Here is a 14,010-nt window from a genome sequence, read left to right on the forward strand (position 1 = left end):
TTGCCGTCATGAGCAGCCTGTCCGTTTATCACGTTTCCACTCCCGATTTGCCAAACAAAGTGTTGACCCACCTGGACGACATCGTTTCAACCCTGGCCGAGCATGGCGTCGGCTTCGACCGCTGGCAAGCGACGGCACCCATCACGCCGGGCGCGTCCCAGGAAGAAGTGATTGCGGCTTATCAGGTACAGATCGATAAATTGATGACCGAACGCGGGTACATCACGGTGGACGTGATCAGCCTCGACCGCGACCATCCGAAGAAAGCCGAGTTGCGCGCCAAGTTTCTTGATGAGCACCAGCATGGCGAAGACGAAGTACGGTTTTTCGTGGCCGGACGTGGCTTGTTCACGCTGCACATCGACGATTACGTGTATGCCGTACTGTGCGAGAAGAATGACCTGATCACGGTTCCAGCTGGCACCCGTCATTGGTTCGACATGGGTGAACACCCGCATTTCGTGGCGATCAGGTTGTTCAATAACCCTGACGGCTGGGTGGCGAAGTTTACTGGCGAAGAGATTGCCAGCTATTTCCCAAGGCTTGAAGACTAAAACGACACGGAGTTTGCATGTCCATCAAAGCAGTCCTTACCGACATCGAAGGCACCACCAGCGCGGTGAGTTTCGTGTTCGAGGTGTTGTTCCCTTACGCAGCAGAGCACTTGCCGGACTTTGTTCGCCAAGAGGCCACGCAACCTGCGGTGGCCCTGCAGTTGCAAGCAGTGCGCGACGAGATCGCCGAGCCCCAGGCCAACATTGAGCGTGTAATCGAAATTTTGCTGGAATGGATTGCTGAAGACCGCAAGGCAACGCCGCTCAAGGCGCTGCAAGGCATGGTCTGGGAGCAGGGCTATCGAGCCGGCCAGTTGAAGGGTCATGTCTACCCGGACGCGGTCGAGGCGCTCAAGCGCTGGCATCAGGAAGGTTATGAGCTGTATGTCTATTCGTCGGGCTCGATTCAGGCGCAGCAGCTGATTTTTGGCTGCTCCGAAGCAGGTGACCTGTCGCCGCTGTTCAGCGGCTATTTCGACACGACGTCCGGGCCCAAGCGTGAGCCGCAATCGTATCGCAGCATTGCGGCAGCAATAGGTCGCCCTGCGGAGGAGATCCTGTTCCTGTCCGATATCGTCGAAGAACTCGACGCTGCCCAGCAAGCAGGCATGCCCACCTGTGGGTTGGTGCGCAAGGGCGGCGAGTTGATCGGACACGCCAATGTCGCTAGTTTTGCGGTGATTGACCTGTCGGCTTTCTAGAAAGGTTTGCCTTCCGCCTGGAGGGGCTTCTTTATCATCCCTTTAACTGCAATCGCCCTTGATAGAGGGTGATTGCGGTCGATTATGCGTCATGATTTTTATTATGATCGTGCGAAGTATCTGTAGGGTTTTTCTTGTTGTTTTGTGGGAAGTGGCTTGTTGATAAGTAAGTAAACCCTGTTTGTAATTTCTTTTATTTTTAAATGCCTTTTACTGTGCAACTCTTTGTCTGTCGATTCCTGAATGCTTTATGTCGGGGGTAAAGGGAGATAGCCATGGGAAGTGCAGTATCAGTCAACGCCGATTTGACCCAGCTCATTCAACAGATGGTGGTCAGCATTACAGAACTCAATGGCGACAAGGCTATCGAAAATGCCTTGGGTTGGTTAAGGTGCCAATGCTGTTGTGATCGTGCCATGCTTTATCAGTTCAAAGGGACAGTATTGCTGACCTGTATCACTTCTAATGTGGACAGTGTCTGGAGCGACCTCTACCGTCATGGGCGATTGATGATGGACGATCCGGTCATCCGCAGTTATCGCGAGCACTTGGGTTTCATGGACTGGGACAATGCGTTCGAACGTCATCCACCGACGCCGACCTACAAAGAGGTGGTTCAGGATTATCGATTGATGCCCGGTGCCTCCTACGGCTATTCCAATGAGGCCAGTGTTCAGCAAGGTGTTGTCACCGTGTGTTCACTCAACGCGATGAACCGTGCGCTCAACGATAGAGACAAGTACCTGTTGAGCAGCCTTGTCCCCATTCTGCATATGGCCGGCAAAGGCCGAAAACTGCACGCCAGGGCGCTCACCGAAAAAGAACTGGAAGTGCTCAAGTGGGCTCGTGCAGGCAAGACAGCATGGGAAATTAGCGTTATCCGTGCTATTTCCGAAGCCACGGTGAAGTACCACTTCAAGAGTATTTATTCAAAGTTAGGTGTTTCCAATCGAGCGCAGGCGGTGGGGGAGGCGCTTTGCCAAGGCATTATTAAATGACTCGGCCCAAGGGCGTCGCGACCACGCCCGGCATCAGCATGTCGATGTGATAACCCTGTCGACCATCCCCCACAGCGACGTGCAGGCCTTCGATGCCTTCGTTGAGTTGGGAGTTGATGCGGTAGTCGATTTTGTCGGCAATGCTGGCGTTGACCCCGAATGCACACTCGGTCAAATGCAGCCCCCGGGGGCCGGTGGCTTCGGTCAGCAGCGCGCAGTAGTCTCGAGCACCCAAGGTAAACGATCGGACCTGGCTGTCTTCGATGATCGCCGTGGCGCCGTGGGCAGCAACCTCATGGGACAGGCTGGCCAACGATTTGACCAGCCGGGGTTTTATGGCCGGATCATGGTAGCCGCGGGCGCAGAGGATGCCCGCGACGTTGAATTCACCGTCAAGAGTAAAGGTGCGCGGTTCATCCGGGTTCATGTGGGTGTAGTGGACTTCCAGCAACTCAGCCAGCGGGAATATATAAGCGCCTTGCGCCGCTTCAATGTCCTCCTCAATCATCGCGTAAGGCGCGACATCGTGGCGTATGTGCAACGTACCGTGGGTGTTGTTCCCGGTAAGGCGCAATGCGTGATGGTCGTCGAGCAGTGACAGCAGTTGCTCCTGTTTGCGCATGGCCAGGCGATAGTCGCTGGAGCAGATCAGGTCGAGGGTGTAGATCCCGCTTTTCAGTGTCGGGTCGAATGCGTGAGCCTGGGTATACAGCGTGCGTCCGGATGTGCAGTGGGCCGCAAGGTGTTGCAGCGACTCCGTGGCTTGCCTACTGAAAGTAATGCACACACTGTTGGCTGGCAGGCTGCTCAGTGAGTTGATCAATAGGGCGTTGATTGACTGCGCCTGTGCGTGAGCAATGAGTTCTTTGGAGTCGGTTAATAAACTGATATCGCTTGAACCAAAAAAACGTTCGAGGTGTTTTAGAGTATTCATTATTATTGACTCGGTAGTTAAAGGCATGCCGTGACGCTAGTGTCATGGCATGCCTGACTGCGTTAAACAGGTGGAGGCGTTACCACTTGGTCAGTGGGTAAAAACCAAAGGTGTTCTGTTGTGTAGGTTTTACGCGATTCAGCGTTTGCTTATTCATGGGGTTGGCCTCTCTATTTTTCGACCCGACGGTATGCCTGGCAGAAGAACGTTATGGCAAACTCGGCACGAATAAAACTATCCGGTCGGGCAGGTGCGGATAGCCCAGGAAGGGTATTAACTGATGCGGTGGGTAGTTGTGGGTGTGCAGATGTAAAAAGGCCGTAGACGCTGATGTTCGCCTACGGCCTTTTTTTGCCGCGTATGTCGCCTGAATTGATTTAGCGTGTGTAGTAGGTCGGCAAATTAAAGCGATGCTGACTTTGCAGCATGGAGATCGCGGGTAGCTCACTGGCTTGTGCGGCGAGGTCTCGGCGAATCGCGCTAATCACCCAGTCCAGTTGCACGGCAGTGTGCAGTTGGGCGTAGGACACTGAACGACGGATCTGTTTGCCTTCTTTATTGCACAAGGTCAGCAATACACCACCATCTGGACGGGCTTGGGTAGTGACTTCGAACTCGGAAAATACGGATGCGAATTTTTCTTGGATAAAAGTCATGTCTAACGGCTCCATTGCTCATGGGATAACAAGCGTGGAGTAACGGCTGCAGTGTTTGTGCCAGTACTGTTATTTAAACAATACCTATCTAAATCAATGGTTTACAAAATAATGACATTTTTTAAATCGTGCAAAATGCATGAAAGGCCATGGGGCATCCTGCATTTTGCGGGGAAGCTGGGGGCATAGCAGCCTGGCAGAGGATCGAGTGATCAGCGGGTTTAGGGGCCGTACTGAAGGTAGGACAGCGATGGCGTGGATACATTCCATCCGCCGCATGAATAGATCGCTCGCAGCACAGGAACAAGTGCAACGCTCTCCCATTTGGGCGATACAAAACGTTTCAAATTCATCGTGTACAGCCTTTGAACGGCTGACGTACTTTCTGTGCAGCAGCGCAGGGGCTGCCCCCGCAATCATCGCGCCTAAAACAAAAAACAGAATCACGCGGTTACGAAGGAGCAACCATGAGTCATCGCGACATGATCACGTGGGCCATGATGGCCCGTAAGCTTCCTTCTATCGCCAGGGCGCTGCCACGGGTGATCAAAGGAATGAAAATGTCCCGCGTTACCAAGGCAGATCAGCCGTGCGGGTTGGGCTGGACCTTTGAGCACGCAGTGTTGCGCAACCCCCAGGGCCCGGCGTTGCTTTACAAGGACTGTGTGTTCACTTACGAGCACGTCAATCAGTGGGCCAATCGCATCGCCCATCACTTGATCGGTCAAGGTCTCAGCAAGGGGGATGTGGTCGGGATCTTCATTGAGAACCGTCCCGAACTGCTGGTGCATGTATTGGCTGTAGCGAAAATCGGCGGCGTGTGCGCGATGCTCAATACCTCGCAAACTCAGGGGGTGTTGGTGCATAGCCTGAATCTGGTGAAACCGGTGGCGATTATCATCGGCGAGGAGTTGGTCGCGGTTTACGATGCGGTACGCGCCGAGGTCGCCATTGACGCGGGCCAAACGTTCTTCGTTGCCGATCAGGACACCAGCAAGGATGCCGGGCAGGCCCCGGAGGGCTATGTCAATCTGGTGCGGGTCAGCGCTGAAGCGTCCCCGGTAAACCCGATGACCACGCAGTACATCTATGCCAATGACGCGTGCTTTTATATCTATACCTCCGGCACCACCGGTTTACCCAAAGCCGGGATTTTCAAGCACGGTCGCTGGATGAAAACCTACGGTGGTTTTGGCATGATCGCGTTGGATATGCGACCTGACGACATTGTTTATTGCACCTTGCCGCTGTACCACGCCACCGGCCTGAATGTGTGCTGGGGCTCTGCGGTGTGCGGTGCGTCGGGGTTTGCGATTCGGCGCAAGTTCAGTGCGAGTCAATTCTGGAGCGATACGCGCACGTTCAAGGCGACCACCATTGGTTATGTCGGCGAGCTGTGCCGCTACCTGATGGATCAACCGGAGCAGGACGGTGACGCCGACAATCCAGTGCGCAAGATGATCGGCAATGGTTTGCGTCCCGGGGTCTGGGCCGAGTTCAAAAAACGCTTCGCTGTCGACCATGTCTGCGAGCTGTATGCGGCCAGCGATGGCAATATCGGCTTCACCAATGTCCTCAATTTCGACAACACCGTCGGCTTTTCCCTTCAAGCCTGGTCATTGGTGGAATACGACCATGACAGCGGTGCGCCGGTCCGTAATGCGGATGGCTTCATGCGGAGGATCGGGAAGGGCAATCAAGGGTTGTTGCTGGCGAAGATTGATGACAAAGCGCCGCTCGATGGTTACACCGACCCTGAAAAAAATCAGAAAGTGATCCTCTGCGACGTATTCGAAAAAGGTGACCGGTACTTCAATACGGGAGATTTGTTGCGCGATATCGGTTTTGGTCATGTGCAATTTGTCGACCGGCTGGGCGATACGTATCGCTGGAAGGGCGAAAACGTATCGACCACTGAAGTCGAGAACATCATGCTCCAGCACCCAAAAATCTCTGAAGCTGTGGCTTATGGCGTCGAGATCAGGAACACCAATGGTCGCGCCGGCATGGCAGCGATTACCCCGGCCGAGTCGTTGGCAACACTGGATTTCAAAGAGCTGCTGCAGTTTGCGAAAAATCAGATGCCGTCCTACGCAGTGCCGGTATTCCTGCGAGTGAAGGTCAAGATGGAAACCACCGGAACCTTCAAGTACCAGAAGACTCGACTTAAGGACGAGGCATTCGATCCCGACAAAACCGGGGAGGATCCGGTTTACGCCTGGTTACCAGGCTCAGACACTTATGTGCCCGTCACGGCCGATGTGCTGCTGGATATCCATGCTGGCAAGTTTCGTTATTGAGTTTGGCTATCACCCACATACCTTGACCCTGGGCGGGTAGCTCTGGAGACTGCCAGGCAGCCCGTTCATTCCAACTGCCTGCGGCGTTCAAGGAGTACACCATGTCAGATCATTCAACACCGGCTAACGATGCCAAGCAAATGACCGATGACGAGTCGTTGGAGTTTGCCGAGCAGGTATTTGATGTCGCACGCAAGGGCGATGCGCTGATGCTCGGCCGATTACTGGAAAAAGGCCTGCCCCCCAATTTGCGCAATCACAAGGGCGACACGTTGTTGATGCTGGCCAGCTACCACGGTCATCAGGACAGTGTTCGCGTGCTATTGGAGTTCAAGGCCGACCCTGAAATTCGTAACGACAACGGTCAGAGCCCGATTGCCGGTGCTGCGTTCAAGGGCGACCTGCCAGTGGTCAAGCTGCTGGTGGAAAGTGGTGCCGAAGTGGAAGGCGCCTCTGCGGACGGGCGTACCGCACTCATGATGGCCGCCATGTTCAACCGCACTGAAATAGTCGATTACCTGCTGTCCAAAGGCGCCAACCCTCACGCGCAAGACGCCAACGGCGTCACCCCATTGGCCGCTGCGCAAACCATGGGCGCTGCGGACACCTCAGAGCAATTGAGCAAGCTAAACGGCCGATCATCTCCGCGTGTCCCGTGATCGCGCTGGGGGCGGTTGCGCAGAGTTAGCGTCAATCAAGGCCGTACCAATAGAGGCCTGATGGATTTCCAGCTATCCTTCGCGCCTTATTTTCGCGCCCCCTATCGCCAATTGTCAGGACAACCCATGAAAAACCAACTCATAGAATTAATCAGCAAAATCAGTTCGGGTTGTATGGGCGAGGAAGAAATCGCGCACATCGCCGCTGATGCCGCCCAAGCCTATGCCGATCCCCAGGCGTTTCTCGCGGCCAATCCGGACATCAACTACGACGACAGCTTCCCCATCCCGCTGGGCGAATGGGTGGTGGTTGGCAGCTTGCCGGAGACCGTGTTGTTTCAGGCCGACAGCTACGTGGACCTGTTCGCACAGATCGTTGAATCCTTCGGTCAGGACGTGACCTTCAACATCAAACCCAAGCAATTGGCCAAGACCGAAGCATTGACCGCTCTCAACCGGATTCAGATTCAACTGAGCAGCATGAACCGGGAGAAGGGCGGTTATGTACTGATGAACCTCAGTCAGCCATTGGACGATGAGCTGCAATCGGTGCTGGTCTATGGTCAGGATCAGGATCGGGTGATCGAGTTGGCGGCGGCGGTGGGCATCACGGCAACGCCTTCACTGGAAGCGCTGCGCATTGCGTTGCATGTTTGATCCGGGCAAGGCCTTCGGTGCCTTGGGGCGCGAAAATAAGGTGCTGGCGAAATGGAACCCTCCCTGCGTGTAACTATCCTAAGCAGGGATGCATTCATTTAGGAGCAACACCATGGGTTCCACGTTTAATGGTCTGGTCGGGCTGATCATCCTTGCCCTGGATATCTGGGCAATCATCAACGTATTGAAAAGCAGCGCCGAAACCGGGATGAAGATCCTGTGGGTATTGCTGATTGTGCTGCTGCCGGTTCTGGGTTTAATTATCTGGGCGATTGCCGGGCCGCGTGGAAACGTGCGCTTCTGACCTGTTTCACCTGAGGCTGATCGTATAAGCCAAGCGCTTGATTGCTGACCGCAGTCAGGCGCTTTTTATATTCCGCCTGTCAACGAGCCTGGCGAGCGGACCAATAGAGGTTCGACCTGTCATCGTCTGCGACGTAGAATGCCGGCCTTTCTTAGGGGCGACGCTTTTTCTAAAGCAGCTCGCTGTCCGTTGCCACCAGTATTCACCGGGGACTTACCCATGAGCGATTATCAAGAAACGTTGTATGAAGGCTACGGCCAGCGCTTCCGCATGGAAAAACTGCTGCATGAAGTGCGCACCGAGCATCAACATCTGGTGATCTTCGAGAACCCGCGCATGGGCCGGGTCATGGCGCTTGACGGCGTTATCCAGACCACTGAAGCCGATGAGTTCATCTACCATGAGATGCTCACTCACGTACCGATCCTCGCCCACGGCGCCGCCAAGCGTGTACTGATTATTGGTGGCGGCGATGGCGGCATGTTGCGCGAAGTTGCCAAGCATCGCAGCATCGAACACATCACCATGGTCGAAATCGATGGCACCGTGGTCGAGATGTGCAAGCAATTTTTGCCGAATCACTCCAAAGGTGCCTTCGACGATTCGCGACTGAATCTGGTGATCGACGATGGCATGCGTTTCGTGGCCACCACCGAAGAAAAATTCGACATCATCATTTCCGACTCCACCGACCCGATCGGCCCGGGCGAAGTGCTGTTCTCCGAAAATTTCTATGAGGCCTGCCGTCGCTGCCTGAACGACGGCGGCATCCTGGTCACACAGAACGGCACGCCCTTCATGCAGTTGACCGAAGTGCAGACCACTGCCGGCCGCTTGCGCGGCCTGTTCCCGGACTGGCACTTCTACCAGGCCGCGATCCCGACTTACATCGGTGGCGCCATGACCTTCGCTTGGGGCGCGACCAATACGGACTACCGCAAACTGCCTTTGGAGACTCTGCGTCAGCGCTTCGCCGGCAGCGGTATTGTTACGCGCTATTACAACCCTGAAATCCATATCGGCGCATTTGCATTGCCGCAGTATGTTTTGCAGGCGGTCAATAAGCCAAGTAACGACTGATTTGTGATGTGGAAAGTCGCCATCATTGGCGGCTTTTTGTTACGTGGACATAACGATTTAGATCGTTGTGTGCAAACTCCCTGACACAGCGCCTTACATTTAAGGGGCTGCGCGAGACGAAATTTTCACAGCCCATTCCAGAAAATCATGCCCGGATATTTCGCCCTGTGGCGGCTGCGACCCTTGCTCTAGAGCAGGGGCCGACTTTTTTCAGATGCGTCGTCGTTAACGATTTGGCGCGGATCATTGGTAAACTCCACACGATCATGAATAAATTGCGCGCCGCGCCGACCTCGCCGTCTAGAACAGTGTAGGTCGCACATGCATTTGAACTTCATTCAACTTGAATCCAACGGACCCTAGAACGCCATGGCCACACCGGACGCCCTGAGTCATCAGCACGCCTCGTCGCGCTTGCTGCAACCCACCGTCAAATCGCATCTGGCTTACACGCTGCTGAGCGGCTTGGTCTTGATGGTGATGTACACCCTGCTGCGAGTCGCGCTGCTGGTCTATAACCGTGAAATGATGGGTAGCATTCCGGCGTCGGCCTTTTTCGAGGCGATGGTCAATGGCCTGCGTTTCGACTTGCGCCTGACGGTCTACCTGCTCACTCCTCTGTTGCTGGCGCTGTTCAGTGCCCGAGTAATGGCTGCGCGTGGGCTATTCCGGTTTTGGTTGACGATTGTCGCCAGTATCACGCTGTTCCTCGGCCTGATGGAGCTGGACTTTTACCGCGAGTTCCACCAGCGTTTGAACGGGTTGGTGTTCCAGTACGTCAAGGAAGACCCGAAAACCGTGCTGAGCATGCTCTGGCACGGCTTCCCGGTGGGGCGCTATTTGCTGGCCTGGGCGGCAGTTACCTGGACCCTGAGTTTGCTCTTCAAGGGTGCTGACCGTCTGACCCGCACGCGACGCAGGCTTAGTGTCAGCTCGAGCAGCAACCGTTCGGTCGCGCCGTGGTACCTGCGCATCGGCATGTTCGTGGTCTGCCTGATGATTGCTGTCGTCGCCGTTCGTGGCACTCTGCGTCAGGGCCCACCATTGCGTTGGGGCGATGCTTACACCACTGACTCGAACTTCACCAACCAGTTGGGCCTCAATGGCACCTTATCGTTGATCTCTGCTGCCGAAGCCCTCACGTCCGACCAGCGCGCCAATATCTGGAAGCCCACGCTGCCGGAACCGTTGGCGCAACAAACCGTGCGCAACATGTTGCTGACCGCCAGTGACAAGCTGGTTGATGCCGACACCGCTGCCGTGCGCCGCGATTCCTTCCCGCCTGTGGAGAAAACGCTGCCTATCCGCAACGTGGTGGTGATCTTGATGGAGAGCTTTGCTGGCCATTCGGTGGGCGCTTTGGGCAGCGATGCCAACATTACGCCGTACTTCGACAAGCTGTCCAAGGAAGGCCTGTTGTTCGATCGCTTCTTCTCCAACGGCACGCATACCCACCAGGGCATGTTCGCCACCATGGCCTGTTTCCCAAACCTGCCAGGTTTTGAATACCTGATGCAAACCCCGGAGGGCAGCCACAAATTGTCCGGCCTGCCGCAGTTGCTAAGCTCCCGCAAATACGATGATGTCTACGTCTACAACGGCGATTTTGCGTGGGACAACCAGTCAGGCTTCTTCAGCAACCAGGGCATGACCAACTTCATTGGCCGTAATGACTTCGTCAATCCCGTGTTCTCCGATCCAACGTGGGGTGTGTCCGACCAGGATATGTTCGACAGAGGCGCTCAGGAGCTGAAAGCGCGCGAAGGTGGCAAGCCTTTCTATGCATTGTTGCAAAGCCTGTCCAACCACACGCCGTACGCGCTGCCGGCAGACCTGCCGGTCGAGCCGGTCACCGGGCATGGCACGCTGGATGAGCATTTGACCGCCATGCGTTATGCCGACTGGGCGTTGGGGCAGTTCTTCGAGAAGGCGCGCAAAGAGCCCTATTTCAAGGAAACCCTGTTCATCGTCGTCGGGGATCATGGTTTCGGCAATGATCAGCAAATTACAGAAATGGACCTTGGGCGCTTTAACGTACCCATGCTGATGATCGGCCCTGGCGTCCAGGAAAAATTCGGTCAGCGCAGCAATATCGTCGGCACCCAGATCGATATCGTACCGACCATCATGGGGCGTCTGGGCGGCGAGTCGCGTAACCAATGCTGGGGCCGTGACTTGCTGAACCTGCCTGAAGGCGACAAGGGTTTTGGCGTGATCAAGCCATCGGGGGGAGAGCTGACCGTCGCGTTGGTGACCGGTGATCGCATCCTGGTCGAGCCCAATGAGATGGAGCCTCGCGTGTACCAATATAAGCTGGGCGCCAAGCCCCATGCAGAGCTGATGCCCAATCAGCCCGATTTGCCACAACTGAGGCAGAAACTGGAAAGTTTCCTGCAAACCGCAACCAAAAGCCTGATGGACAATGCCGCAGGCGTGGCCGACAGCAAGATGCATTAATCTGGAAACGTGCCAAAAAGAGGCTCTTATCAGCCTCTTTTTTTTGTTCGTTCGGTAGCGAAAAGCAGTGGAACGAATGCTGGATTTTCAGGGTCCAGATTATGTGAGCCGCTTTCTTCGGCTTCGCTGAGGAGACATAGATGAAACAGTGGACCATTACTTATCTTGATAAAGACGGCGTCCGACAAAGCCTTGAGTTTGCACGCGAACAACGTCCTGATTTGGAGTCTGCGGCAGACTATCTGCGCGAGGTTTTGTATCCGGTGGTCGATAAACTGGATCTGAACGATCTTGACGGTCGGGCTCCCGAGCCCACGGTAAAATCCCTGAAGGCACTGCACAGCGTGCAGATTATCTCTGTCACCGAAGCCCCTTGAATCAAACTTTTGGCTATTGCCTGTTCTGCCATTTGGCACAGGCGGTCGATAGGGTTACTCTGCAAATGAGGCCAGTGCAGGGTTGCTCTGGTCTCTTCTATGTCGATGCCCGGTCTACCTGATAGATCTGGCCTTGTCAGCTACATGCTTGACTCTCTGGCGGCGGAGTATCCGTCGCCGAGCGACCACCCATTGGTGCGTTGCGTTGGGAGTGTTGAAACTCTATCTATCGTTGCATAGGAGGACGTTTCATGAGCACAGCCTATCAAGAGGACATCAGCAGTAACGTACTGCGCCGCATGAAAGAGGGCGGTTTTGATTTCGCACGTATCCATCCCATCGAGTTTTATGCCGTTTTCCCGGATGAGGAGCGGGCGCGGCAGGCTGCAGGGCAGTTTCGCGGAGAATCCTTGAACGCGCAGGTCAGCGTCCGTGATGACGGGGCATGGCATCTGCAGTTGAGTAAAGTGATGTACGCCACCTATGGCGGTATCGATGATTTCGAGCAAGATTTTCAAACGGTGATCACACCGCTGGACGGCGAGGTCGAGGGGTGGGGCGTGACTCAGGAAATCAAACGTTTTAATTAACGCCTGAGGGTGTTCCCGTTGTAATCCCCTTACCGGCTGACCTTTTGTCAGCCGGTTTTAGTTTGTGGATTCTAGCCGCTACATGGACTATCGGGTGTGTTGTGGAACTAAATTCACCTGTGAAATCAACTCTGGGTATGCTGGTAATAGATACTGATGTTGAAGGACGCTTCGCAATGAAGCGTAGGAGAACTAGTTGGGGCGGTTACTGCACAGGAATGGTGCGGCAGCGGTAGCGGATTTATCCAACTATTTGATATTTAAGCGTTTATGCCGATGGCACGGGCCTTGCGAAGGCCTTTGATGTCCGTGGTGACAAGGAGTACGGCATGATTCGCACCTTTTATGATGAGATGTACGATGCTGGCGGGCTGGTCCGTCCGCATTATCGGGAATTTGCCCGCTGGCTGGGTGAGACGCCGCCGGAGCTTTTGGCTCAGCGCAGGCGTGAAGCCGATCTTTTGTTTCATCGTGCCGGGATCACGTTCACGCTGTATGGGGACGACCAAGGCACCGAGCGGCTGATTCCGTTCGATACGATCCCGCGCAGTATTCCAGCCAGTGAATGGCGGATTGTCGAGCGTGGCTGTATTCAGCGGGTCAAGGCGTTGAACATGTTTCTCGCCGACCTGTATCACGATCAACGGATTATCAAGGCCGGGATCGTCCCTGCTGAACAGGTGCTGGCCAACGAGCAATATCAGCTGGCTATGCAGGGCCTGAATCTGCACCGTGATATTTATTCGCATATTTCCGGTGTCGACCTGGTGCGTGATGGCGACGGCACGTATTACGTGCTTGAAGACAACCTGCGCACGCCCAGCGGCGTCAGCTACATGCTCGAAGATCGCAAGATGATGATGCGCCTGTTCCCGGAGCTGTTTGCCGCTCAGCGCATCGCGCCTATCGATCATTACCCCAACATGCTTCTCGATACCTTGAAAAGCTCAAGCCCCATCGATAACCCGAGCGTGGTGGTCCTAACCCCTGGCCGCTTCAACAGTGCCTTTTTCGAACACGCCTTTCTGGCGCGGGAGATGGGTGTCGAGCTGGTGGAAGGGGCTGATCTGTTCGTGCGTGACGATAGGGTCTTCATGCGCACCACTGACGGGCCTAAAGCCGTTGATGTGATCTACCGTCGCCTGGATGATGCGTTTCTCGATCCACTGGCGTTTAACCCCGACTCGATGCTTGGCGTGCCTGGCCTACTCTCGGCCTATCGTTCTGGCAATGTAGTGCTGGCCAATGCCATTGGGACCGGCGTAGCGGATGACAAGTCGATCTATCCCTATGTGACGGACATGATCCGTTTCTATCTGGATGAAGAGCCAATTCTGCAAAACGTGCCGACCTGGCAGTGCCGGAAACCGGAAGAGCTGTCCCACGTGTTGGCGCATCTGCCGGAACTGGTGGTCAAGGAAACACAGGGGTCCGGGGGGTACGGCATGTTGGTCGGCCCGGCCGCTTCGGCAGCGGAAATCGAATCGTTCCGCGCTCGGCTCAAAGCCAAGCCCCACGCGTATATCGCACAACCCACTTTATGCCTGTCGACCTGTCCGACCTTTGTCGAGAACGGCATCGCCCCGCGGCATATCGACTTGCGTCCGTTTGTACTGTCTGGCCGTGAAACCCGGGTAGTGCCCGGCGGGCTTACCCGAGTAGCCCTGCGCGAAGGCTCCCTGGTGGTGAACTCGTCCCAGGGTGGTGGAACCAAGGACACTTGGGTGGTTGAGGATTAAGGAT

Annotated in this window: 14 protein-coding genes; 12 read left to right on the top strand and 2 right to left on the bottom strand. The window is 55.2% G+C overall.

Features of this window, described 5'->3' with window-relative positions; translation table 11 throughout:
• Window positions 1–8 precede the first annotated feature (8 nt).
• The 3 genes from AC1ME2_RS23530 (at window position 9) to AC1ME2_RS23540 (ending at window position 2,253) form a co-directional block, all read left to right on the top strand.
• On the top strand, window positions 9–554 hold the full coding sequence (locus tag AC1ME2_RS23530; protein WP_480437221.1) for a 1,2-dihydroxy-3-keto-5-methylthiopentene dioxygenase: 546 nt from the start codon (window positions 9–11) through the stop codon (window positions 552–554).
• Between the two features lie 17 nt (window positions 555–571).
• A complete protein-coding gene (mtnC, locus tag AC1ME2_RS23535) occupies window positions 572–1,255 on the top strand; it encodes an acireductone synthase (protein WP_480437223.1) in 684 nt (227 codons plus the stop codon).
• 275 nt (window positions 1,256–1,530) lie between these two features.
• Window positions 1,531–2,253, top strand: coding sequence for a helix-turn-helix domain-containing protein (locus tag AC1ME2_RS23540; RefSeq protein WP_480437226.1), 723 nt, complete (start codon window positions 1,531–1,533; stop codon window positions 2,251–2,253).
• Here AC1ME2_RS23540 and AC1ME2_RS23545 read toward each other — a convergent pair.
• Both AC1ME2_RS23545 and AC1ME2_RS23550 read right to left on the bottom strand, forming a co-directional pair.
• On the bottom strand, window positions 2,246–3,187 hold the full coding sequence (locus tag AC1ME2_RS23545) for a CgnE/CgnB domain-containing protein (protein ID WP_480437228.1): 942 nt from the start codon (window positions 3,185–3,187) through the stop codon (window positions 2,246–2,248). The two genes, AC1ME2_RS23540 and AC1ME2_RS23545, sit on opposite strands and share 8 nt — an antisense overlap.
• Before the next feature lie 377 nt (window positions 3,188–3,564).
• On the bottom strand, window positions 3,565–3,843 hold the full coding sequence (locus AC1ME2_RS23550; protein WP_480437231.1) for a DUF3509 domain-containing protein: 279 nt from the start codon (window positions 3,841–3,843) through the stop codon (window positions 3,565–3,567).
• Window positions 3,844–4,310: 467 nt separating this feature from the next.
• On the opposite strand from AC1ME2_RS23550, the gene AC1ME2_RS23555 reads away from it, so the two are divergent.
• The 9 genes from AC1ME2_RS23555 to AC1ME2_RS23595 all read left to right on the top strand — a co-directional run bounded on the left by AC1ME2_RS23555 (window position 4,311) and on the right by AC1ME2_RS23595 (window position 14,006).
• Window positions 4,311–6,143, top strand: coding sequence for a long-chain-acyl-CoA synthetase (locus tag AC1ME2_RS23555; protein ID WP_480437233.1), 1,833 nt, complete (start codon window positions 4,311–4,313; stop codon window positions 6,141–6,143).
• 101 nt (window positions 6,144–6,244) lie between these two features.
• On the top strand, window positions 6,245–6,802 hold the full coding sequence (locus AC1ME2_RS23560) for an ankyrin repeat domain-containing protein (protein ID WP_480437236.1): 558 nt from the start codon (window positions 6,245–6,247) through the stop codon (window positions 6,800–6,802).
• A gap of 126 nt (window positions 6,803–6,928) precedes the next feature.
• A complete protein-coding gene (locus AC1ME2_RS23565; protein WP_480437238.1) occupies window positions 6,929–7,459 on the top strand; it encodes a hypothetical protein in 531 nt (176 codons plus the stop codon).
• Window positions 7,460–7,571: 112 nt separating this feature from the next.
• The gene (locus tag AC1ME2_RS23570) at window positions 7,572–7,763 is read left to right on the top strand and encodes a PLDc N-terminal domain-containing protein (protein ID WP_480437240.1); all 192 of its coding nucleotides are present in this window, start codon (window positions 7,572–7,574) and stop codon (window positions 7,761–7,763) included.
• A 219-nt stretch (window positions 7,764–7,982) separates the two neighbouring features.
• Complete coding sequence (gene speE / locus AC1ME2_RS23575; RefSeq protein ID WP_480437242.1) at window positions 7,983–8,843, top strand: polyamine aminopropyltransferase; 861 nt, start codon at window positions 7,983–7,985, stop codon at window positions 8,841–8,843.
• A gap of 369 nt (window positions 8,844–9,212) precedes the next feature.
• Window positions 9,213–11,300 (top strand): LTA synthase family protein, encoded by a 2,088-nt coding sequence (locus tag AC1ME2_RS23580; RefSeq protein ID WP_480437245.1) that lies wholly within the window; start codon window positions 9,213–9,215, stop codon window positions 11,298–11,300.
• 140 nt (window positions 11,301–11,440) lie between these two features.
• A complete protein-coding gene (locus AC1ME2_RS23585; RefSeq protein WP_480437247.1) occupies window positions 11,441–11,677 on the top strand; it encodes a hypothetical protein in 237 nt (78 codons plus the stop codon).
• A gap of 251 nt (window positions 11,678–11,928) precedes the next feature.
• On the top strand, window positions 11,929–12,267 hold the full coding sequence (locus AC1ME2_RS23590; RefSeq protein WP_219060602.1) for a ribonuclease E inhibitor RraB: 339 nt from the start codon (window positions 11,929–11,931) through the stop codon (window positions 12,265–12,267).
• 329 nt (window positions 12,268–12,596) lie between these two features.
• The gene (locus tag AC1ME2_RS23595; protein ID WP_480437249.1) at window positions 12,597–14,006 is read left to right on the top strand and encodes a circularly permuted type 2 ATP-grasp protein; all 1,410 of its coding nucleotides are present in this window, start codon (window positions 12,597–12,599) and stop codon (window positions 14,004–14,006) included.
• Window positions 14,007–14,010: the final 4 nt, after the last annotated feature.

This window comes from Pseudomonas sp. ASL9 (genome assembly GCF_056680335.1).

Bases quoted from the DNA above. Each gene is read 5' to 3' on its own strand.
- AC1ME2_RS23530 (WP_480437221.1), top strand. From the start codon at position 9: ATGAGCAGCCTGTCCGTTTATCACGTTTCCACTCCCGATTTGCCAAAC.
- mtnC (WP_480437223.1), top strand. From the start codon at position 572: ATGTCCATCAAAGCAGTCCTTACCGACATCGAAGGCACCACCAGCGCG.
- AC1ME2_RS23540 (WP_480437226.1), top strand. From the start codon at position 1,531: ATGGGAAGTGCAGTATCAGTCAACGCCGATTTGACCCAGCTCATTCAA.
- AC1ME2_RS23545 (WP_480437228.1), bottom strand. From the start codon at position 3,187: ATGAATACTCTAAAACACCTCGAACGTTTTTTTGGTTCAAGCGATATC.
- AC1ME2_RS23550 (WP_480437231.1), bottom strand. From the start codon at position 3,843: ATGACTTTTATCCAAGAAAAATTCGCATCCGTATTTTCCGAGTTCGAA.
- AC1ME2_RS23555 (WP_480437233.1), top strand. From the start codon at position 4,311: ATGAGTCATCGCGACATGATCACGTGGGCCATGATGGCCCGTAAGCTT.
- AC1ME2_RS23560 (WP_480437236.1), top strand. From the start codon at position 6,245: ATGTCAGATCATTCAACACCGGCTAACGATGCCAAGCAAATGACCGAT.
- AC1ME2_RS23565 (WP_480437238.1), top strand. From the start codon at position 6,929: ATGAAAAACCAACTCATAGAATTAATCAGCAAAATCAGTTCGGGTTGT.
- AC1ME2_RS23570 (WP_480437240.1), top strand. From the start codon at position 7,572: ATGGGTTCCACGTTTAATGGTCTGGTCGGGCTGATCATCCTTGCCCTG.
- speE (WP_480437242.1), top strand. From the start codon at position 7,983: ATGAGCGATTATCAAGAAACGTTGTATGAAGGCTACGGCCAGCGCTTC.
- AC1ME2_RS23580 (WP_480437245.1), top strand. From the start codon at position 9,213: ATGGCCACACCGGACGCCCTGAGTCATCAGCACGCCTCGTCGCGCTTG.
- AC1ME2_RS23585 (WP_480437247.1), top strand. From the start codon at position 11,441: ATGAAACAGTGGACCATTACTTATCTTGATAAAGACGGCGTCCGACAA.
- AC1ME2_RS23590 (WP_219060602.1), top strand. From the start codon at position 11,929: ATGAGCACAGCCTATCAAGAGGACATCAGCAGTAACGTACTGCGCCGC.
- AC1ME2_RS23595 (WP_480437249.1), top strand. From the start codon at position 12,597: ATGATTCGCACCTTTTATGATGAGATGTACGATGCTGGCGGGCTGGTC.